This is a genomic window from Burkholderia singularis (genome assembly GCF_001718875.1).
Classification (GTDB): domain Bacteria; phylum Pseudomonadota; class Gammaproteobacteria; order Burkholderiales; family Burkholderiaceae; genus Burkholderia; species Burkholderia singularis.
The window spans coordinates 167553-186795 of record NZ_CP013448.1; the positions used below are offsets into that span (position 1 = coordinate 167553).

Below are 19243 nucleotides of genomic sequence, written 5' to 3' on the forward strand. Positions count from 1 at the left end.
GATGTTTCCGCTGCCGGTTCAACAATGGAAGCCCGTGCCGCGCGGCCTGTACAAGCTGTCGCTGCCCGTGGCGCTCGTCTTGTGGCTGCTGCCGATGCTCGCGGTGTTCGTCACGTCGGTACGCTCGACCGAGGAACTCGCGCAAGGCCATTACTGGGGCTGGCCGCAACATTTGTCGATGATCGAAAACTATCGCGACGCGCTGACGACCTCGCCGATGCTGCATTACTTCTGGAACAGCGTGCAAATCACCGTGCCGTCGGTGCTCGGCTCGATCGCGCTCGCGGCCATGGCCGGCTACGCGCTCGCGACCTACCGTTTTCGCGGCAACACGGCGCTGTTCGGCACGTTCGTCGCGGGCAATTTCGTGCCGGTGCAGGTGCTGATGATTCCGGTGCGCGATCTGTCGCTCAGGCTTGGGCTCTTCAACACCGTGGAAGCGCTGATTCTGTTTCACGTGGCGTTCCAGACCGGCTTTTGCACGCTGTTCCTGCGCAACTTCATCAAGCAACTGCCGTTCGAGCTGATCGAGGCGGCGCGCGTCGAAGGCGCGGGCGAATGGACCGTGTTTTACCGGATCGTGCTGCCGCTGATCCGGCCCGCGCTCGCGGCGCTCGCGATCCTGGTGTTCACGTTCGTCTGGAACGACTATTTCTGGGCGCTGTGCTTGACGCAGGGTGACGACGCGGCGCCCATCACGGCGGGCGTCGCGGCGCTCAAGGGGCAATGGACGACGTCGTGGAACCTGGTGTCGGCGGGCTCGATTCTCGCCGCGCTGCCGTCGGTGGCAATGTTCTTTGCGATGCAGAAGAATTTCGTCGCGGGCATCACGTTCGGCGCAACGAAAGGATAAGCGGATTGGATGCGCCGCCTCGGGCGATGCGCATCGCGCCTGCCCAACCGGCGGCGCTTACGCGAACCCCGCCGCCAACGCCGCCGCGATCGAGCCCGCCACCAGCACGACACCGATCGTGCGGCGCTTATTGAGTTCGGTCCACAGCAGCACGCCCGTCAGCGACAGCAGCACGATCGATCCGGCGATCGTGTCCGTCAGCAGAATCCAGAACAGATTCATTCCGGTGCCGCGGTGCAGGTTGTTCATCGTCGCGAGAAAGCCGTTCTCGGTGCGCTTCACCGACACGTAGCCGTTGCCCACCCAATATTCGGCTTGCACGTTGCCGCTTGGGCCGAAAAAGCCGAACTGCCAGCGCTCGGGCTGCGTGACGCGCCGCTCGCCCCATGCCACCGGCTGCGCCGGCTCCTTGCGGACCCGGCCGAGCTGACCATCGGCCTTGAGTTCGCGCCGCACCCAATCGGCCAGCGCGGCGGGCGTCGCGGGCGCGGGCGACGGCAGCGCGAGCTGCAATTGCGTGACCTGCGGCTCGCCGGTCGAAATTTTCATCGGCGGCGCGCGATGATTGAGCAGCACGCCCGTTATGCCGAACAGCAGGCCCAGCGCCGCGCCCCAGAGGCCAATCCAGCCGTGTACCTTGCGCAACCATTTGATGAACGTCGCGCGACGCGAACGGCGCCGGCGCTCGGCCAGCGCACCGGCGTCCAGACGGCGCGCCGCCCCTGGATACGGCACGACGACGCGGGCATTTTTTTCGATCGAGTCAGGCGCGTTCACGCTTCGGATTCCATTCGCACAAAACAGCGGGCGGCGCGCAATCGAATCGCGTGCCGCCCGTTTGAATTAAATGAGAATGGATATCATTACATAAAATGACGCGAGGTTCAATCCGGAAAACGCGGATGTGCCGGTGACGCACGGCGCGCTGGCGTATCGACGCGCGGCAGGTTTCCCGGTTTGGCTGGTGCGGCACACGGCCTGAACGTGCGCCACGGCAGTTCGCTCAACGCTTCGGCAGCCTGGGAAAAGGCGCAGACGCGGTATCGCCGGCCCCTTGCGCATCGCCGGCGCTGCTGTCCAGCGCGTACAGCCATGCGAGCAACTCGGCGACCGCCCGATAAAGCGGCGGCGGAATGCGCGCGTCGAGATCCACCTGCATCAGCAGCGACACCATCTCCGGCGCAGTGTGCACATACAGCCCGGCATCGCGCGCACGTTCGATGATGCGCTCGGCAACAAGCCCGTAGCCCTTTGCGACGACGCGCGGCGCGGCATCGCCGCCCTTCGCGTCATAGGCGAGTACCGCGGCGCGCTTGGACGACAGGCCGCTCATCGCAACGGCTCCCGGCCGCCGGCGATGTTCGGTAAAAGCGAGGTGGGCGGTGTAACCGATGGAGCCGATCCAGCCGTTGCAACCGATCCAGCCGCTGCGCACGGCAGGCGCGGCGCAAGCGGATCGGCAGCCGGTTGCTCAACGCGGCTCGCCGGCAGGCTGCCGTCGTCGTTGCGGCACGCGTCAGCGGCCGCCGTGGCATACGCCGTCGCTCGCGCCGCTGTCGCGTCGCGATCCGCGAGCGGGCCGTCGGTGGCACGAATCGACATGTCGCTCACCCGCAAGCCAAGCGTCTCCAGGCGCGCGCGCAACGCATCGCCATGCGATGCGAGCCGCGCAGCGCTCGCGCCGCTCGCGCTCAACCGCGCTGTGAGCCGCTCGCCGCTGAGCACCAGTTCCGCGGCAACCGTGCCGAGCGACGGCAACGCAAGCGTCAGCCGCGTGCGCCACCCGCCCGTCTCCGCCGCCTCGATGCCAAGCGCGGCGCGATCGCGGCCGCGCTGCTCGCCGTCGGGCTCGATGGTCCAGTCGAGCCGCGTGCCGGGCCACGCATCCCCGATCCAACGGAATTGGCCGGTCGCGAGCAGATCGAGCTGCTGACGCACGAGCGGCAACGCAGCCGGATTCAACACCGCGGCAACCGCCGCTTGTGCATCGGCGTCGCCCGGCGGCGACGCGAACGGCGAAGCAAGCGGCGATGCCGGTGCGAACCGCACGCCGGCGGCAGGCGCGGATGGCGGCGCGAGTGACGCGTTCGCACCGGCGAGCGTTGCATAAGCGTCGACGGCACGCGGCGGCGGCGCCGGATTCGGCGCGCCGCTACCCGGTGCGGCGGCGCGGCCGGCCATATCGCCTGCCGCCGGCGGTGCGTTGCCGCCGCGCGCACCGGAAGGCAACGGCATTCGCGCGGCAAACCAATCGACGAGCGCATCGTCGAGCGCATCGGCCGCCGGATTGAGTTCGGCCGCCCGGCGCCAGCCGCTCACCAGCCGGACCTGCGGCTCGCGTGCCAGTTCGGCCGCCGTGCGCTGACCGGCCAGCCACTGCACAAGATGAGATTCGTAAAAAAGGCCGCTTTCGTCGACCGCCCGCGCAAGCGCGGCGCTCAACGCCGCCACCGGGGATGCCGCCTGCGCCGCTTGGGATGTCTGAGCTACTTGAGACGTCTGAGCGGCCGATGAAGCAGGTGCGGCCGGTGCGGCTTGCAAAGTTTGCGGCGAACCCGCACTGACCTGTCCCGCCGCCGTGCCGGCCCCGGAGTCCGGCACGGCGCGCGCCGGCCCGGCAAGCCCGGCCATTTGCGCGGCACTCAACAATGGCGCTGTGCCGATGACGGCCGGTGTCGCATCGCCGCCCAGGCGGGAAATCGCATCGAGCACGCGCCCAAGCTCGGATAGCACGGCCTGCGCGGACGCGGCGGTCGCGCCGCCGCCCGTTGCGCCGCCCGGCCATGCGGCTGCCGCCGCCGCACCGGACGCACCGGCCTGCGGCGCGACCGCACTGCCCGACGAAGGCTGGACGGCGTCGAGCAGACTGTCGATGCGACTCGCCAGTATGGCGGCGGCAACGGTATCGATACCGGTCATCGTGAATCCTGGATGGCGCGCCGAGCCGCGACCGGAGCGATCGCGGCGCTCCGCGCAACCCGATCGAACGCGTCGGACACATCGAACGAAAGGACGCCGGTGGCCGACGCTTCGCGCCGGCCGTGACTAGAAACGGCCGCAACCGTCAACCGGCGGTCCGGCAAAGCGCATCGGATACCGGCACGCGATACGCGTGCTATCGGCCCAACGCCCGATACAAGAACATTCGACATCGAGCCCCCGCGCCAGCCGGCATCGCAAATCGCACCACCGGGCGGCGCCCAATACATCGAACGGCAACGTGACAACCGCTCGACGCCAGGCTCCATGCCGCCCGACACAAACAATACGAACCGCTCGACAACGAGCGCTTCGCGCGAACCGGCACCGCGGGCCACGCAACCGGGCAATCGCGCTGACGGGCCACGCGGCACACTCCGCCCGCCTCGCCCGTCAGCCCCGTGCTCGATACAAATCGTTCAACGTCGAACGGCTCGCATGAATCAGCATCGCGAGCCGCGCGACCTCGGGCGCCGCGAGATCGCGAATCGCCGCGTCGTCGGCAAGGATGCGCCGGATCAGCTCGAATTTGCGGCGGCGCTCCGCGTCGTCGAGCAGCACGCCCTCCTCCGCCTGCCGAAGCCCGTCGACAAGCCGCAGATACTCCGCCTGCAATCCGGACAGCGAATGCCACGCCGCGTCGCGTGCCGCAACGAGCATCCGCCCGGACACGTCGACGATCGCCTCATAGCGGGCAAAATACTCGTCCTTCCGGCTCATCTGGGCTGTTCCGTTCTCGCCTGCTCGGTCATTCTCGCGACTTCTGGGCCGATCCCCGTCCATGCTTGCTCGAGCGTCGCGAGCAGACCGTCAACCTCGATGAGCATCGCCTCGCTTGCGTCGATGTTCGCCTGCAGCAAACGCCGGCAGATGTACGCATAGAGCGCATCGAGGCGCGCCGCGATCTCGCCGCCGGCTTCGAGATTCAGCGACTGCTGCAGGCCGCTCTCGACGATACGGATGGCCTTGCCTATCGCGTCGCCGCGCGCGGCGACGTTGTGCTGCTGCACGTGCATTCGCGCGTGCGCGATCGCCTGGCGCGCGCCCTGATACAGCATCGCGATGAGCCGGTGAGGGGACGCGCCCATCACCCCTGTCTCGACGCCGACGCGCGCATAAGCACTGGCTCCAGCGTGGCCTGGGGTCAACATGGCGCTCTCCTATTTGGTGCGTTCGATTCAATACCGCCGCGCCGCGCGCGGCTCTGTTCCCGAGTTATCGGCGCAAAGGCGCGCCAGCTTTAGCCAACCGGCCTAACGCTTGTTCACGCTGATCGCGAGCCGGCGAACGCGCGTCGCCGGCAGCAGGAAGGGTCGAACAGCGCGGGCGCGCTTCGCTCACACCGACATCTGCATGACTTCGTTGTAAGCGCTCACCAGTTTGTTGCGCACCTGCAGGCCGAATTGGAAGCCGATATTGGCCTTCTGCATATCGACCATCACGTCGTTGAGCGACACGTTCCGTGCGCCAAGCTCGAACGCCTGCGCCTCGCCGAGCGCGCGCGTTTGGTCGCCGCTGATCTTGTCGAGCGACGCCTTCATCGCGCTCGCGAACGAGCCGGCGCCGGCCGCGCCGGCGCCCGCGAGCGCCGCCGCCGGGCTCGCCGCCTGCGTGGCCATCGCCTGCATCTGCTGCAGCGCCGAAGCGATGCCGTTGACGGGGGCAACCATGGAATCTCCGCGAAAGGGCCGGGCCATGCAGGCCCGGCGTCAGGGGAAGTCCAGCCCGTGCACGCAAACGACGCGTAGCGCGCGGGCACGAGCCGGATGTCGACGAGCATAGCAGCGCACGCATCGGCAAAGCCGCGAAAGTGCGGGCGAAACCCGTCTCTATTCGCCCGATCGCGTCCGCGCGCGCTCGGGATAATCGGATCGTGTCAATGTCCGCCTGCTCCGCCGAGCGGGCGCCAAGCCCGCTGTGGAGATACCCGACGCATGGATTCGCAGGCCAACTCGCTGATCAATCCCGACGCCCGTACCAGCGTGAGCGGCGCGGCGCCGCAAGCGGCGGGCGTCGCGGGCGCGCTGCCGGGCGCGGCGGCGGGCGGCGCGGACTTCGGCCTGGCCGGCTTCGCCGAGCGCATTCCGGGCTTCGCGCGGATCAGGACGAACCCGCGCGTGCCGCTGCTGGTTGCCGCGGCATTGGCCGTGGCCGCCATCGTCGCGCTCGTGCTGTGGAGCCGCGCGCCCGACTACCGGGTGCTATACAGCAATCTGTCCGACCGCGACGGCGGCGCGATCATCGCCGCGCTCCAGCAGGCGAACGTGCCGTACAAGTTCGCCGAAGCCGGCGGCGCGATCCTCGTGCCCGCGAGCCAGGTTCATGAAACGCGCCTGAAGCTTGCCGCGCTCGGCTTGCCCAAAGGCGGCTCGGTCGGCTTCGAGCTGATGGACAACCAGAAATTCGGCATCAGCCAGTTCGCCGAGCAGGTGAATTACCAGCGCGCGCTCGAAGGCGAATTGCAGCGCACGATCGAAGCGGTCAACGCCGTGCGCGCGGCGCGCGTGCATCTGGCGATTCCGAAGCCGTCGGTATTCGTGCGCGAGCGCGAGGCGCCGTCGGCATCGGTACTCGTCGATCTGTATCCGGGCCGCGTGCTCGATGAAGGCCAGGTGCTCGCGATCACGCGTATGGTGTCGTCGAGCGTGCCTGATATGCCCGCGCAAAACGTGACGATCGTCGATCAGGACGGCAACCTGCTCACGCAAGCCGCGTCGGCGTCCGGCCTCGATGCGAGCCAGCTCAAATACGTGCAGCAAATCGAGCGCAACACGCAAAAGCGGATCGACGCGATCCTCACGCCGCTGTTCGGCGCCGGCAACGCACGCTCGCAGGTGAGCGCCGACGTCGATTTCTCGCGGATCGAGCAAACCTCGGAAAGCTACGGTCCGAACGGCTCGCCGCAGCAGGCCGCGATCCGCAGCCAGCAGACCAGCACCTCGACCGAGCTTGCACAAGGCGGCGCGTCGGGCGTGCCGGGCGCGCTGTCGAACACGCCGCCGCAGCCGGCCTCCGCGCCGATCGTCGCCGCCGGCGGCCAGAACGCCGCCCCCGCGGCCACGCCTGTCAGCGACCGCAAGGACGCGACGACAAACTACGAGCTGGACAAGACCGTGCGCCACGTCGAGGAGTCGCTCGGCAAGATCAAGCGCCTGTCGGTCGCGGTGGTCGTCAACTATCAGCCGAAGGCCGATGCCAAAGGCCATGTGACGATGCAGCCGCTCGCAGCCGACAAACTCGCGCAGATCGAGCAATTGGTGAAGGACGCGATGGGCTACGACGCGAAGCGCGGCGATTCGGTCAACGTCGTCAACAGCGCGTTCTCGGCAGCCGCCGATCCGTTCGCCGACCTGCCGTGGTGGCGGCAGCCGGACATGATCGAGCTGGGCAAGGAAATCGCGAAATGGCTCGGCATCGCGGCGGCCGCCGCTGCGCTGTATTTGATGTTCGTGCGCCCGGCGCTGCGCCGCGCGTCACCGCCGCCGCCAAACGCCGCCCCCGTGCCCGCGCTCGACGGCCCGGGCGACGCGCTCGTGCTGGACGGACTGCCCGCGCCCGACACGCCGCAACTCGCCGCCGACGACGAGCACGCCGCGCTGCTCGCGTTCGAAAGCGAGAAGAACCGCTACGAACGCAATCTCGACTATGCGCGCACGATCGCGCGGCAGGATCCGAAGATCGTCGCCACCGTCGTCAAGAATTGGGTGTCCGATGAACGCTGAAGGCTTGAACAAGAGCGCGCTGCTGCTGATGTCGATCGGCGAGGAAGAGGCCGCGCAGGTTTTCCGGTTTCTCGCGCCGCGCGAAGTGCAGAAGATCGGCGCGGCGATGGCCGCGCTGAAGAACGTCACGCGCGAGCAGGTCGAGGACGTGCTCGCCGATTTCGTGCAGGAGGCGGAGAAGCACACCGCGCTGTCGCTCGATTCGAGCGAGTACATCCGCTCGGTGCTCACGAAGGCGCTCGGCGAGGATAAGGCCGGCGTGCTGATCGACCGGATTCTTCAAGGCAGCGACACGAGCGGCATCGAAGGGCTCAAGTGGATGGATTCGGCGGCCGTCGCCGAGCTGATCAAGAACGAGCATCCGCAGATCATCGCGACGATCCTCGTGCATCTGGACCGCGACCAGGCCTCCGAGATCGCGTCGTGCTTCGCCGAGCGGCTGCGCAACGACGTGCTGTTGCGCATCGCGACGCTCGACGGCATTCAACCCACCGCGCTGCGCGAGCTGGACGACGTGCTCACGGGCCTGCTGTCCGGCAGCGACAATCTGAAGCGCTCGCCGATGGGCGGCATCCGCACGGCAGCCGAAATTCTGAACTTCATGACGAGCACGCACGAAGAAGCGGTGCTCGAAAACGTCAAGCAATACGATCCCGATCTCGCGCAGAAGATCATCGACCAGATGTTCGTGTTCGAGAACCTGCTCGACCTCGAGGATCGCGCGATCCAGCTTTTGCTGAAGGAAGTGGAATCGGACGCGCTGATCGTTGCGCTCAAGGGCGCGCCGCCCGCGCTGCGGCAGAAGTTTCTGTCGAACATGTCGCAGCGCGCGGCCGAGCTGCTCGCCGAGGATCTGGACGCGCGCGGGCCGGTGCGCGTGTCCGAGGTCGAGACGCAGCAGCGCAAGATTCTGCAGATCGTGCGCAATCTCGCCGAGAGCGGTCAGATCGTGATCGGCGGCAAGGCGGAAGACGCCTATGTCTGATTCCGCGCACGCGCCGGCGCCGCCCGTCACCGCGTATCAGCGGTGGGAGATGGCGTCGTTCGATCCGCCGCCGCCCGAGCCTGACGGCGATGGCGGCGCCGCGGCGGCCGCCGCGCTCGCCGCCGAGTTGCAGCGCGTGCGAGACGCCGCGCGCGACGAGGGGCTCGCGGCCGGCCACGTCGAGGGGCAGGCGCTCGGCTATCGCGCCGGCTACGAGCAGGGTCATGCGAAGGGTTTCGAAGCAGGTCAAGCCCAAGCGCGCGAGCAGCGCGCGCAGCTCGCCGCGCTCGCCGCTTCGTTTCGCGAAGCGCTCGACGGCATCGGGCGCGACCTCGCCGACGATATCGCCACGCTTGCGCTCGAAATCGCCCAGCAGGTGGTGCGCCAGCACGTGCAGCACGACCCCGCCGCCTTGATCGCGGCCGCGCGCGAAGTGCTCGCGGCCGAACCCGCGCTCGCCGGCGCGCCGCATCTCATCGTCAATCCGGCCGATCTGCCGGTCGTCGATGCTTACTTACGCGACGAGCTGGACGCGCTCGGCTACCAGGTCCGCACCGATCCGGCGATCGCGCGTGGCGGCTGCCGCGCGCATGCATCGACGGGCGAAATCGACGCGACGCTGCCGACCCGCTGGGAACGCGTCGCGGCCGCGCTCGGCAAGGCGGGGCCGTGGTGAGCACGGCAACGGCCGGCTCGGCCGTGCCCGCATGCGGGCACGTTGATCCGCCCTCGCGCCCGCATGCGGACACGGCCGATCACCTCGCGCCGCGCGCCGCGCCCGCCAACCCGTTCGTCACGCGCTGGCGCGCCCATCTCGACACACTGCGCAGCCTCAACGCGCGCGCGCTGCCGCTGCGTGCGTGCGGGCGCCTGACGCGCGCAGCCGGCCTCGTGCTCGAAGCGGTCGGGTTGCGCGTCGCGGTCGGCGCCGAATGCATGATCGAGCTGCCCGCCGGCAGCCCGTTGCCGTATGCGCAAGCGGAAGTCGTCGGCTTCGCCGGCGAACGCCTGTTCCTGATGCCGACCACGGCGGTCACGGGCGTGCTGCCCGGTGCGCGCGTGTGGCCCCTCGAACGCGCCCCCGTCGCCGATCCGCTCGCGGGCGCGAAACGCCTGCCCGTCGGCTGGCCGATGCTCGGGCGCGTCGTCGACGCGTCAGGCCGGCCGCTCGACAATCTCGGCCCGCTCGCATCGGATCTCGATGCGCCGCTCAGCGCACCGTCGATCAACCCGCTCGAGCGCGAACCGATCCACCGGGTGCTCGACGTCGGCGTGCGCGCGATCAACGCGCTTTTGACCGTCGGCCGCGGGCAGCGAATGGGCCTTTTCGCGGGCTCCGGCGTCGGCAAATCCGTGCTGCTCGGCACGATGGCGCGCTACACGAGCGCGGAGGTGATCGTGATCGGCCTGATCGGCGAGCGCGGCCGCGAGGTGAAGGAATTCATCGAGCAGATTCTCGGCGACGACGGGCTCGCCCGCTCGGTCGTCGTCGCGGCGCCCGCCGACGTATCGCCGCTGATGCGCATGCAGGGCGCCGCGTATGCGACGACGCTCGCCGAATATTTCCGCGACCAGGGCAAGCACGTGCTGCTGCTGATGGATTCGCTGACCCGCTATGCGATGGCGCAGCGCGAGATCGCGCTGGCGATCGGCGAGCCGCCCGCGACCAAGGGCTACCCGCCGTCCGTATTCGCGAAGCTGCCCGCCCTGGTCGAGCGCACCGGCAACGGCCGCGAAGGCGGCGGCTCGATCACCGCGTTCTACACGGTGCTCACCGAAGGCGACGACCAGCAAGATCCCATCGCCGATTCGGCGCGCGCGATTCTCGACGGCCATATCGTGCTGTCGCGCTCGCTTGCCGAGGCGGGCCATTATCCGGCGATCGACATCGAGGCGTCGATCAGCCGCGCGATGACCGCGCTGATCGACGATGCGCATCTCGATCGCGTGCGCCAGTTCAAGCAAATGCTGTCGCGCTATCAGCGCAATCGCGATCTGATCGCGGTCGGCGCCTACGCGGCGGGCCGCGACGCGCAGCTCGACCGCGCGATCGCGCTGTATCCGCAGATCGAGGCGTTCCTGCAACAGGGCTTTCGCGAATGCGCGCCCTACGAGCCAAGCGTCGCGGCGCTCGCCGCGCTATTCGACACCGAAGGAGGCTTACCGCAATGACACAGCTTGCACGCCTGCACGGCCGGCCGAAATCCGGCGCAACCTTCGTGCGTTGCCCGTGGCGGCACAGCGCGTGCGGCAAACGTCCGCCGCATTCGCATCGTCCGCCGCGAAGCGATGTGCCGCCGGCGCGATGCGCATCGGCCCGCGCACGCCGGAAATTACGTGTCGCGCCCGCCTCTTCGTCTGTCACGCGGCAGCGCACCGGCGCACGCCGTTTCGTGTGGCGCTGACTGATATGACCCAACACTTTCCGTTGCAAATCCTGCTCGATCGCGCGCAGCACGAACTCGACGCCGCCACGAAGCAGCTCGGCCACGCGCAACGCGAGGGCGCCAACGCGCACGCGCAACTCGACGCGCTGCTGCGCTATCGCGACGAGTATCGCGAGCGCTTCGCCGAATCGGCGCAATCTGGCATGTCCGCTGGCAAATGGCGCAACTTCCAGGCGTTTCTCGATACGCTCGATGCGGCGATCGATCAGCAGCGGCGCGTGCTTGCCGCCGCGCAGGCGCGCATCGATACGGCGCGTCCCGATTGGCAGTTGAAGAAGCGCACGCTCGGTTCATACGAAATCCTGCAAGCGCGCAGTGCGCGGCAGCAAGCTGCGCGCGCCGCGAAGCGCGAGCAGCGCGATGCCGACGAACACGCCGCCAAGGTGCTGCGCATGCGCGCGGACGCGGTGAAATAAGCCCGCGCCTATCCCCTTCGAATGCGAGATTTCCCATGCCTTCACTTTCTTTGATCGGCGCGCTGTCCCGCGCGGCAGGCGCAGCGGCCAGATCGTCCGGCACGAACACGGCGCCGGGCGATACGGCCCGCACCGCAACATTCGCGCAGACGCTCAAGCAAAGCGTGCAGTCGCAGCAACAAGCGAATTCCGCCGCGAACGCAACCGCAACCGCCACGACGAAAGCGGGCGCGCGCAACGCGTCGACGGACGCGGCACTGAACGGGCCGAACGGATCGAATGAGCCGGGCGCCCGTCATGCCGCCAACGCCGCCGCTGCGCCGAACGCGCTTGATTCGACCGGCGGCGCAAGCACGCAAGCGGCGGGCGGCGCGCCGCGCACCAAAGGAACCGGCGCCTCCGGCGGCCACGATCAGGAAGACGACACTCCCGCCACGCAAGGCGCTGCCGATGTGGCATCGCTCGCGGCGGCCGCTTTGCCGCAAACGCCGCCGCCGTCCGGCGCAGCCGGCTCGCAGACAAGCGCCACGAACCCCGCTGAAACCGACAGCCACGGCACGCTGGCCGCATACGCGCCGGCAGGCACGACCGACACGTCGGCTCAGCAGGGCTTGGCCCGCCGCGCCGGCGCTCAACCACCGCTGAGCGCCGGCTCGAACGCCCCGGCGAACACCCATGCCGTGGGCGCCTCCGGCATCGCCCACGCCGCGCCGCTGCGCGCGGAAGCAGGCGTGCCCGTTGCGGCCGATAGCGGGCCATTCGGCATGCTGCCCGCCGGTGCGAAGCAGCCCGCTTCGCCTACCGCGGCGCTCGGCGATGCAGCGAGCCCGGCCGGTGCGATCGGCACGGCCGGCGCAAGCGCGCCAGCCGTGCACGTCGCGCCGCAAGAGCCCGGCGTATCGCCGATCGCTCAACAGCACCCATCGGATGCCGCACAGGCGACGCTCGCGGCGTCAGCCGCGCCGGCCGCCGTGCAATCCGCCGCAGCGGCCGGCGCCGCCAGCACGCATGCGGCCGCGTCGGCCACGCCGTCGCTCGCGCCTGTCGTCGGCTCGCCCGATTGGACTGAAGCTTTGAGTCAAAAGGTCGTCTTCCTGTCGAACGCGCATCAGCAAAGCGCGGAACTCACGCTGAATCCGCCCGATCTCGGGCCGCTGCAAGTCGTGCTGCGCGTGGCGGACAATCACGCGCACGCGCTCTTCGTATCGCAGCACGCCCAGGTGCGCGATGCGCTCGAAGCCGCGCTGCCGAAGCTGCGCGAAGCGATGGAGGCAAACGGTCTCGGCCTTGGCAGCGCGAGCGTCGGCGACGGCGGCTTCGCGTTCGCTCAGCAGCACACGCCGCAACGGCAACCTGCGGACAGCGGCAACGCGCCGCACCGCGAATTCGGCGCGTTGGCCGGGGAAGACATCGTGGAAGAAGCTGCGGCCGCGTCGAGTGGCGCGCTCCGGCGCAGCGTCGGAATGATCGATACGTTCGCCTGATACCCGGCATCGCCGTGCGGCATGCCCGCCGCCGCGCATCGCGGACGCGGCGCCCGCGTGCCCGTCGGTCAGCGCCCCACGGCGGCCAAATCCTCGACGGCGGGCGCGGCGCGCCCCTTGCGCGCGGCCACGATGAAATCCGCCGCGCGCTCGCCGATCATCACGGTAGGCGCATTCGTATTGCCGCCGATGAGCGTCGGCATCACCGACGCATCCACCACCCGCAACCCCTCGACGCCACGCACGCGCAGCTCGGTATCGACGACCGAGCGCGCATCGCTGCCCATCCGGCAGGTGCCGACCGGGTGATAGATCGTGTCCGCATGCGCGATGATCGCCGCGCGCAACTGCGCGTCGGTATCGTTGGGGCTCGTATAAAGCTCACGGCCACCCTGCGACGCAAGCGGCTCGGCCTCCAGGATCTTGCGCGCCGCCTTCGCGCCGCGAATCAGCGCTTCGAGATCGCGCTCGTCGCTGAAGAAACGCGGGTCGATGAGCGGCGCGACACGCGCATCGCGGCTCGCGAGCGTCACGTTGCCGCGGCTCTTCGGCCGCAGCACGCACACGTGCAACGAATAACCGAACCCCCAGTGCATGCGGCGGTTGTGATCATCGACGAGCGCCGTCGTGAAGTGCAGTTGCAGATCGGGCCGATCGAGGCCCGGCTCGCTCTTGATGAAACCGCCCGCTTCGGCAACGTTGCTCGACAACATCCCGTCGCGTTTGGCTAGATAGCGGAATAGCTGCATGCCCATCTTCGCGAAGCCTCGCACGCAGATGCCGACCAGATCCGGCGAGTTCACGCGCTTGTTGATGATGAAATCGATGTGATCGATCAGGTTCTCGCCGACCTCCGGCGCATCGTGCACGAGTGCGATGCCGTGCCGGCGCAATTGCGTTGCGGAGCCCACGCCCGAGCACATCAGAAGCTGCGGCGTATTGAACGCGCCTGCCGACAGGATCACTTCCGCACGCGCACCGAGCGTCTCGACCCGGCCGCCGCGCGCCACCTCGACGCCGGTTGCGCGCTTGCCGTCGAACACGACGCGCAGCGCCGTCGCATCGACTATCACATGCAGGTTCGGCCGAGTGCGGCCATACACGTAAGCGCGCGCGACGCTGCAACGCGCGCCGTCGCGATGCGTGACCTGGAAGTAGCCCACGCCTTCCTGGTCCGCGCCGTTGAAATCGTCGTTGAGTGGATAGCCGGCTTCGTGCGCGGCCGCGATGAATCGTTCGGAGAACGGATTATGAAAGCGCAGATCCGACACCGTCAACGGCCCGAGCGCGCCGTGCCACTCGTTCGCACCGCGCTGATTGCCTTCCGCGCGCCGGAAATACGGCAGCACGTCGCGCCAGCCCCAGCCGGTGCAGCCGAGCTGCGCCCATTCGTCGTAATCGAGCGGATGACCGCGCGTATAGACCATTGCATTGATCGCGCTCGAGCCGCCCAGGCCGCGGCCGCGCGGCTGATAGCCGCGCCGGCCGCCGAGCCCGGGCTGCGGAACCGTCTCGTAGCCGTAATTCGTGCGTAGCTTAAAGGGAACGAGCGCGGCGATCCCGACGGGAATATTGACGAGCGGATTGCGCTCCGTGTGGCCGCCTGCCTCGATCAGCGCGATCGTCGCATCCGGGCACGCATCGGCCAGACGCCCCGCCAAGCTCGCTCCGCCGGATCCCCCGCCAACAATTATGTAGTCGTACTGCATTTGTCCGTCTCCCTTGCGCCCACCATCGGCTGATTTTGCGCCCTGCCGCAGCCATGCACTTATGATGTTTGCGCATCATTTTAGGAACGCAAATCGAATTTCGATGCGTCGATTCAAGAGCGATTACTCTAAACGCCATCGTCAACTAAATTTAAGATGTCCAGATCCGCCTCGCGCGTCGGATACGCTCGACAGAAGCCGAACCACGCGAAATGGGAGACAGGGCATGCAAGAACACCTTCTGACGGCGACTCACCAGGTGACGAACCAGGCGCCGCCGCTGCACGATTACAACGCGTTTGAAACCGACATTGCGCTCGTTCGCGCGCTCCAGCAATACGAAGCAGGTTGGTATCGAACAGCGCTCTCGCATACCGGCGCCACGCTCACGACACCCGATGCGCTCGCGCTTGCCGATCTTGCGAACCGCCATGCGCCGGAGCTGTCGACGCACAGCCCGCGCGGCGAGCGTATCGACGCGCTCGAATTTCATCCGAGCTGGCACCAATTGCTACTGTTGTTGCGCAGCGACGGTTTGCAAGCGCTGCCGTTCTCCGATCCGCAGCCGGGCGCGATGGCCGCGCGTTGCGCGAGCTATTTTTTGCACGCGCAACTCGAATCCGGCTCGCTATGCCCGATCACGATGACTTTCGCGAGCATTCCCGTGCTGCAACGCGAGCCCGCGCTGTTCGCGTCGCTGCGCGAGCGGCTCTATGCGCGCGAACACGATCCGCGCGACGCGCCGCTGCCACAAAAGCGCTCGATGATGGTCGGCATGGGCATGACCGAAAAACAGGGCGGCTCGGATGTGCGCAGCAACGAAACGCGCGCGTATGCGCTCGGCGCCGGCGGACGAGGCGAAGCGTATCGCCTCGTCGGGCACAAATGGTTTTTTTCCGCGCCGCAATGCGATGCGCATCTCGTCCTCGCGCGCACGGCCGATCATGCGGGTATTTCATGCTTCTACGTGCCGCGCTTCGCGCCCGACGGCAGCAAGAACGCGGTGCACGTGCAGCGTTTGAAGGACAAGCTCGGCAACCGGTCCAATGCGAGCAGCGAAGTCGAATTCCTGAACGCATACGGCGTGATGATCGGCGACGAAGGCCGCGGCGTGCCGACGATCATCGAGATGGCGAACTACACGCGGCTCGATTGCGTGATCGGCAGCGCAGCGCTGATGCGCGCCGCACTCGTGCAGGCAATCCATCATGCGCGGCACCGCTCGGCGTTCGGCCGCCTGCTCGCGCAACAGCCGCTGATGCGCAACGTGCTCGCCGATCTGGCACTCGAATCGGAAGCCGCCAGCGCGCTGTTCATGCGGCTTGCCTACGCCTTCGAGGAAGACGCCGCGGCACACTCGCCCGCGGCGCGCGGCTGGCGCCGCATCGTCACGCCGGCCGCGAAATTCTGGGTCTGCAAGCGCGCGGTCGAATTCACCGGCGAAGCAATGGAAGTCTGGGGCGGCAACGGCTATGTCGAGACCGGGCCGATGGCGCGCTTCTATCGGGAAGCGCCCGTCAATTCGATCTGGGAGGGCTCGGGCAACGTGATGTGTCTCGACGTGCTGCGCGCGATCGAACGCGAGCCCGACGCCGCCGCCGCACTGTTCGCCGAGTGGCGGGACGTCGCGGCGGCAAACGCGCCGCTTGCCGCCGCGCTTGCGGAACTCGCCCGCCTGCTCGAACTCGAATCCGAGCAGCGCGAAGCATGCGCGCGCCGTATCGCACAACGCATCGCCGTCATCGCACAGGCCGCGCTGCTGCTGCGCGACGCTCCATCCGCCGTCGCCGACGCGTTCATCGCCACACGCATCGGCGGCGCCAGCACCGAAACCGGACGCGTCTACGGTACGCTGCCGGCCACCTTCGACCACGCCGCGCTCGTCGATCGAGCATTTCCGGCATGACCCGTATCGAACAGGAGACGCCATGAAAAACGATCTGCCCGGCCTGGCCACGCTCGACGCGCTGTTGCGCGACCAGCGCGCCGCCTACCTGCGCGCGCCGTATCCGACATGGGAGACGCGCGCCGCTCACCTGCGCGCGCTGCGCGCGATGCTGCTCGACAACCGCGACGCGTTGGCCGCCGCGGTCAACGCCGACTTCGCGCATCGCGCGAAAGAGGAATTCCTGTTCGCCGAAATCTTTCTGGCCAAGGAGGAAATCAACGAAGCGCTCAAGCACGGCAAGCGCTGGATGCGCCCCCAAAGCCGCGCGATGAACAAGTGGCTGCGCCCCGCGCGCGCGAAGGTGATACCGCAGCCGCTCGGCGTGGTCGGCATCGTCGTGCCGTGGAACTACCCGATTTATCTCGCCGTCGGGCCGCTGATCTGCGCGCTCGCCGCCGGCAACCGCGCGATCATCAAGATGTCCGAACTGACGCCGCGCACGTCGCAGTTGTTCGAGGAGCTGATCGCGAGAACCTTCTCGCGCGATCACGTCGCCGTCGTCAACGGCGATGCGGAAATCGGCGCCGCGTTCAGCGGACTGCCGTTCGATCATCTGCTGTTTACCGGCTCGACGCAGGTCGGCCGCCACGTGATGCGCGCGGCCGCCGAGCATCTGACGCCCGTCACGCTCGAGCTGGGCGGCAAATCGCCCGTGATCGTCGGGCCGCATGCGCGCTTCGACTCGGCCGTCGATTCGATCGTCACCGGTAAAACGCTGAACGCCGGCCAGACCTGCATCGCGCCCGATTACGTGCTCGTGCCGCGCGGCAAGGAGGCCGAGTTCGTCGCGCGCGCGAAGGCGAAAATGGCCAAGCTCTATCCGAATCTGGCGGCCAACCGGGACTACACGTCGATCATCTCCGAGCGTCATTTCACGCGATTGCAGCGGCTCGCCGACGAAGCGCGCGACAGCGGCGCGCAACTGCATCCGCTCACCGACGCGGCGCCCGATCCGGTGCTGCGCCGCCTGCCGCCCGTGATCGTCACGCAGGCGCCGGACGAAGCGAAGCTGATGCAGGAAGAGATCTTCGGGCCACTCCTGCCGCTCGTGCCATACGACACGCTCGACGACGCGATCGCCTATGTGAACGCGCGCCCGCGGCCGCTCGCGCTCTACCTGTTCGACGACGATCGCACGACGATCGAGCGCGTGATGCGCGACACGATCTCGGGCGGCGTGACGATCAACGACACGCTGGCGCACATCGCATGCGGCACGCTGCCGTTCGGCGGCGTCGGCCCGAGCGGGATGGGTTCGTATCACGGTTACGAAGGTTTCGTGACGTTCTCGAAGATGAAGCCGGTGTTCACGCAATCGCGCCTCAACACGCGCGGCCTGATCGCCCCGCCGTATGGCAAGCGCTTCGCGGCCGTCATCAGCATGATGCTGAAACTCTGACTGCCGAAGGCGCGACGGGCATCGGCCTTATCCGCCGCGTTGGCGCTCGTTGCGCTCATCGCGGCCGCGTCGTCTCGGCGTGCAGACGCGATTCGCGCCCACCGCCTAACCGCACGCGGCCACGCTCGCGTGCCCGGGCGCCGCGCTCAGCCTCAGCCGCGACAGCGATGCGCGCTCGCCGTCCCCAGGCGGCGAGTGCCACCGCGACACCCTCGCGCGCCGCGCACGCTGGCGCCGCCGCACGACGCAACGCCATCCCTCATACCGGCCACAGCGGCCCTTCCTGCATCGCGCCAATCTGCTCCCTCAGTTCGAGCACCCGCTCTTCCCAATAGCGATGCGTGTTGAACCACGGAAACGCGGCTGGAAACGCCGGATCGTCCCAGCGGCGCGCGAGCCATGCCGCGTAGTGAATCAGGCGCAGCGTGCGCAGCGCTTCGATCAGATGCAACTCGCGCGGATCGAATTCGCAGAAGTCTTCGTAGCCGGCGAGCAGATCGGCAAGCGCGCGCGACGCGCCCGGCCGGTCGCCCGGCAGCAGCAGCCACAAATCCTGTATCGCGGGCGCCATCCGGCTATCGTCGAAATCGACGAAATGCGGGCCGGCATCGGTCCACAGCACGTTGCTTGGATGGCAGTCGCCATGTGCGCGCAGCATCCGCACGTCGCCCGCGCGCGCGTATGCGTCGGCCACGCCCTCGAGTGCGAGCGTCACCGCCGCTTCATAAGCAGGACGAACGTCGCCGGGCACGAAATCGCGGGACAGCAGGAAATCGCGCGGCTCATAGCCGAAGGTTTGGATATCGAGCGCGGGCCGCTCGGCGTATGGCTGCATCGCGCCCACCGCATGAATGCGGCCGATGAAGCGGCCGAGCCATTCGAGCGTATCGCGCTGATCTAGCTCGGGCGGCCGCCCGCCGCGCCGCTCGAACAGCGCGAAACGAAAACCGTCGAATTCGTGCAGTGTGCGCCCGTCGAATTCGAGCGCGGGCACCGCGGGAATCTCCCGCGCAGCCAGCTCGGCGACGAACGCGTGCTCTTCGAGAATCGCATCGCTCGACCAGCGATGCGGGCGATAGAACTTCGCGACGATCGGCGGGCCGTCTTCGATACCCGCCTGATAGACGCGGTTTTCATAACTGTTGAGTGCGAGCAGACGCCCGTCGGTGCGCGAACCGGCGGGAATCAGCACGCTGTCGAGCGCATCCAGCACGCGCTCGGGCGTGAGGCCGGCAAAAGGCAAGCCGGCGCTCGCGCCGGCTGTCATGGATTCAGAGGTAACGTCGTTCATGCTGCGCATT

At 68.1% G+C, this 19243-nt stretch carries 17 protein-coding genes; 9 read left to right on the forward strand and 8 right to left on the reverse strand.

Going from position 1 to position 19243, the window contains the following annotated elements; translation table 11 throughout:
• Window position 1 precedes the first annotated feature (1 nt).
• The gene (locus AQ611_RS00785) at window positions 2-853 is read left to right on the forward strand and encodes a carbohydrate ABC transporter permease (RefSeq protein WP_069233487.1); all 852 of its coding nucleotides are present in this window, start codon (window positions 2-4) and stop codon (window positions 851-853) included.
• A gap of 57 nt (window positions 854-910) precedes the next feature.
• Here the strand turns inward: AQ611_RS00785 and AQ611_RS00790 are convergent, their stop codons facing one another.
• The 6 genes from AQ611_RS00790 to fliE form a co-directional block, all read right to left on the reverse strand.
• Window positions 911-1630, reverse strand: coding sequence for a PepSY-associated TM helix domain-containing protein (locus AQ611_RS00790; RefSeq protein ID WP_069233488.1), 720 nt, complete (start codon window positions 1628-1630; stop codon window positions 911-913).
• A gap of 226 nt (window positions 1631-1856) precedes the next feature.
• Window positions 1857-2186, reverse strand: a complete 330-nt coding sequence (locus AQ611_RS00795) for an EscU/YscU/HrcU family type III secretion system export apparatus switch protein (protein ID WP_069233489.1) — start codon at window positions 2184-2186, stop codon at window positions 1857-1859.
• Complete coding sequence (fliK, locus tag AQ611_RS00800; protein WP_069233490.1) at window positions 2183-3772, reverse strand: flagellar hook-length control protein FliK; 1590 nt, start codon at window positions 3770-3772, stop codon at window positions 2183-2185. Before fliK ends, AQ611_RS00795 begins: the two co-directional genes overlap by 4 nt.
• A 453-nt stretch (window positions 3773-4225) precedes the next feature.
• Window positions 4226-4552 carry a flagellar protein FliT gene (locus AQ611_RS00805; RefSeq protein WP_059517312.1) on the reverse strand — a complete coding sequence of 109 codons (327 nt, stop codon included), beginning with the start codon at window positions 4550-4552 and terminating at the stop codon, window positions 4226-4228.
• Window positions 4549-4983 carry a flagellar export chaperone FliS gene (gene fliS, locus AQ611_RS00810; protein WP_069233491.1) on the reverse strand — a complete coding sequence of 145 codons (435 nt, stop codon included), beginning with the start codon at window positions 4981-4983 and terminating at the stop codon, window positions 4549-4551. The genes AQ611_RS00805 and fliS overlap by 4 nt, the downstream gene beginning before the upstream one ends.
• A gap of 186 nt (window positions 4984-5169) precedes the next feature.
• Complete coding sequence (gene fliE, locus AQ611_RS00815) at window positions 5170-5502, reverse strand: flagellar hook-basal body complex protein FliE (protein ID WP_059517307.1); 333 nt, start codon at window positions 5500-5502, stop codon at window positions 5170-5172.
• Window positions 5503-5766: 264 nt separating this feature from the next.
• On the opposite strand from fliE, the gene fliF reads away from it, so the two are divergent.
• The 6 genes from fliF to AQ611_RS00845 all read left to right on the forward strand — a co-directional run bounded on the left by fliF (window position 5767) and on the right by AQ611_RS00845 (window position 12886).
• Complete coding sequence (gene fliF, locus AQ611_RS00820) at window positions 5767-7554, forward strand: flagellar basal-body MS-ring/collar protein FliF (protein ID WP_059517306.1); 1788 nt, start codon at window positions 5767-5769, stop codon at window positions 7552-7554.
• Entirely contained in the window at window positions 7544-8539 is a 996-nt protein-coding gene (fliG, locus tag AQ611_RS00825) for a flagellar motor switch protein FliG (RefSeq protein WP_069233492.1), read from the forward strand. The genes fliF and fliG overlap by 11 nt, the downstream gene beginning before the upstream one ends.
• Window positions 8532-9215, forward strand: coding sequence for a flagellar assembly protein FliH (fliH, locus tag AQ611_RS00830; RefSeq protein ID WP_069233493.1), 684 nt, complete (start codon window positions 8532-8534; stop codon window positions 9213-9215). Before fliG ends, fliH begins: the two co-directional genes overlap by 8 nt.
• The gene (gene fliI, locus AQ611_RS00835; RefSeq protein ID WP_374755098.1) at window positions 9209-10711 is read left to right on the forward strand and encodes a flagellar protein export ATPase FliI; all 1503 of its coding nucleotides are present in this window, start codon (window positions 9209-9211) and stop codon (window positions 10709-10711) included. Before fliH ends, fliI begins: the two co-directional genes overlap by 7 nt.
• A 238-nt stretch (window positions 10712-10949) precedes the next feature.
• Window positions 10950-11402, forward strand: a complete 453-nt coding sequence (gene fliJ, locus AQ611_RS00840) for a flagellar export protein FliJ (RefSeq protein WP_069235076.1) — start codon at window positions 10950-10952, stop codon at window positions 11400-11402.
• A 35-nt stretch (window positions 11403-11437) separates the two neighbouring features.
• Complete coding sequence (locus AQ611_RS00845) at window positions 11438-12886, forward strand: flagellar hook-length control protein FliK (protein WP_069233494.1); 1449 nt, start codon at window positions 11438-11440, stop codon at window positions 12884-12886.
• Between the two features lie 68 nt (window positions 12887-12954).
• On the opposite strand, the gene AQ611_RS00850 is transcribed toward AQ611_RS00845, so the two are convergent.
• Window positions 12955-14595, reverse strand: a complete 1641-nt coding sequence (locus tag AQ611_RS00850) for a GMC family oxidoreductase (protein ID WP_069233495.1) — start codon at window positions 14593-14595, stop codon at window positions 12955-12957.
• Between the two features lie 226 nt (window positions 14596-14821).
• On the opposite strand from AQ611_RS00850, the gene AQ611_RS00855 reads away from it, so the two are divergent.
• Together AQ611_RS00855 and AQ611_RS00860 are read left to right on the forward strand one after the other, a co-directional pair.
• On the forward strand, window positions 14822-16501 hold the full coding sequence (locus AQ611_RS00855; protein ID WP_069233496.1) for an isovaleryl-CoA dehydrogenase: 1680 nt from the start codon (window positions 14822-14824) through the stop codon (window positions 16499-16501).
• 22 nt (window positions 16502-16523) lie between these two features.
• Window positions 16524-17942 (forward strand): coniferyl aldehyde dehydrogenase, encoded by a 1419-nt coding sequence (locus tag AQ611_RS00860; RefSeq protein ID WP_069233497.1) that lies wholly within the window; start codon window positions 16524-16526, stop codon window positions 17940-17942.
• A 259-nt stretch (window positions 17943-18201) separates the two neighbouring features.
• Here AQ611_RS00860 and AQ611_RS00865 read toward each other — a convergent pair whose 3' ends face one another.
• Window positions 18202-19233: a serine/threonine protein kinase gene (locus AQ611_RS00865; RefSeq protein WP_069235077.1), complete on the reverse strand. Its 1032-nt coding sequence runs from the start codon at window positions 19231-19233 to the stop codon at window positions 18202-18204.
• Between the last annotated feature and the right edge of the window lie 10 nt (window positions 19234-19243).

Coding starts and splice junctions, on each gene's coding strand:
- fliE (WP_059517307.1), bottom strand. CDS start 5,502: ATGGTTGCCCCCGTCAACGGCATCGCTTCGGCGCTGCAGCAGATGCAG.
- AQ611_RS00865 (WP_069235077.1), bottom strand. CDS start 19,233: ATGAACGACGTTACCTCTGAATCCATGACAGCCGGCGCGAGCGCCGGC.
- AQ611_RS00805 (WP_059517312.1), bottom strand. CDS start 4,552: ATGAGCCGGAAGGACGAGTATTTTGCCCGCTATGAGGCGATCGTCGAC.
- fliK (WP_069233490.1), bottom strand. CDS start 3,772: ATGACCGGTATCGATACCGTTGCCGCCGCCATACTGGCGAGTCGCATC.
- fliH (WP_069233493.1), top strand. CDS start 8,532: ATGTCTGATTCCGCGCACGCGCCGGCGCCGCCCGTCACCGCGTATCAG.
- AQ611_RS00785 (WP_069233487.1), top strand. CDS start 2: ATGTTTCCGCTGCCGGTTCAACAATGGAAGCCCGTGCCGCGCGGCCTG.
- fliF (WP_059517306.1), top strand. CDS start 5,767: ATGGATTCGCAGGCCAACTCGCTGATCAATCCCGACGCCCGTACCAGC.
- AQ611_RS00850 (WP_069233495.1), bottom strand. CDS start 14,595: ATGCAGTACGACTACATAATTGTTGGCGGGGGATCCGGCGGAGCGAGC.
- AQ611_RS00860 (WP_069233497.1), top strand. CDS start 16,524: ATGAAAAACGATCTGCCCGGCCTGGCCACGCTCGACGCGCTGTTGCGC.
- fliS (WP_069233491.1), bottom strand. CDS start 4,983: ATGTTGACCCCAGGCCACGCTGGAGCCAGTGCTTATGCGCGCGTCGGC.
- AQ611_RS00795 (WP_069233489.1), bottom strand. CDS start 2,186: ATGAGCGGCCTGTCGTCCAAGCGCGCCGCGGTACTCGCCTATGACGCG.
- AQ611_RS00855 (WP_069233496.1), top strand. CDS start 14,822: ATGCAAGAACACCTTCTGACGGCGACTCACCAGGTGACGAACCAGGCG.
- AQ611_RS00845 (WP_069233494.1), top strand. CDS start 11,438: ATGCCTTCACTTTCTTTGATCGGCGCGCTGTCCCGCGCGGCAGGCGCA.
- fliJ (WP_069235076.1), top strand. CDS start 10,950: ATGACCCAACACTTTCCGTTGCAAATCCTGCTCGATCGCGCGCAGCAC.
- fliG (WP_069233492.1), top strand. CDS start 7,544: ATGAACGCTGAAGGCTTGAACAAGAGCGCGCTGCTGCTGATGTCGATC.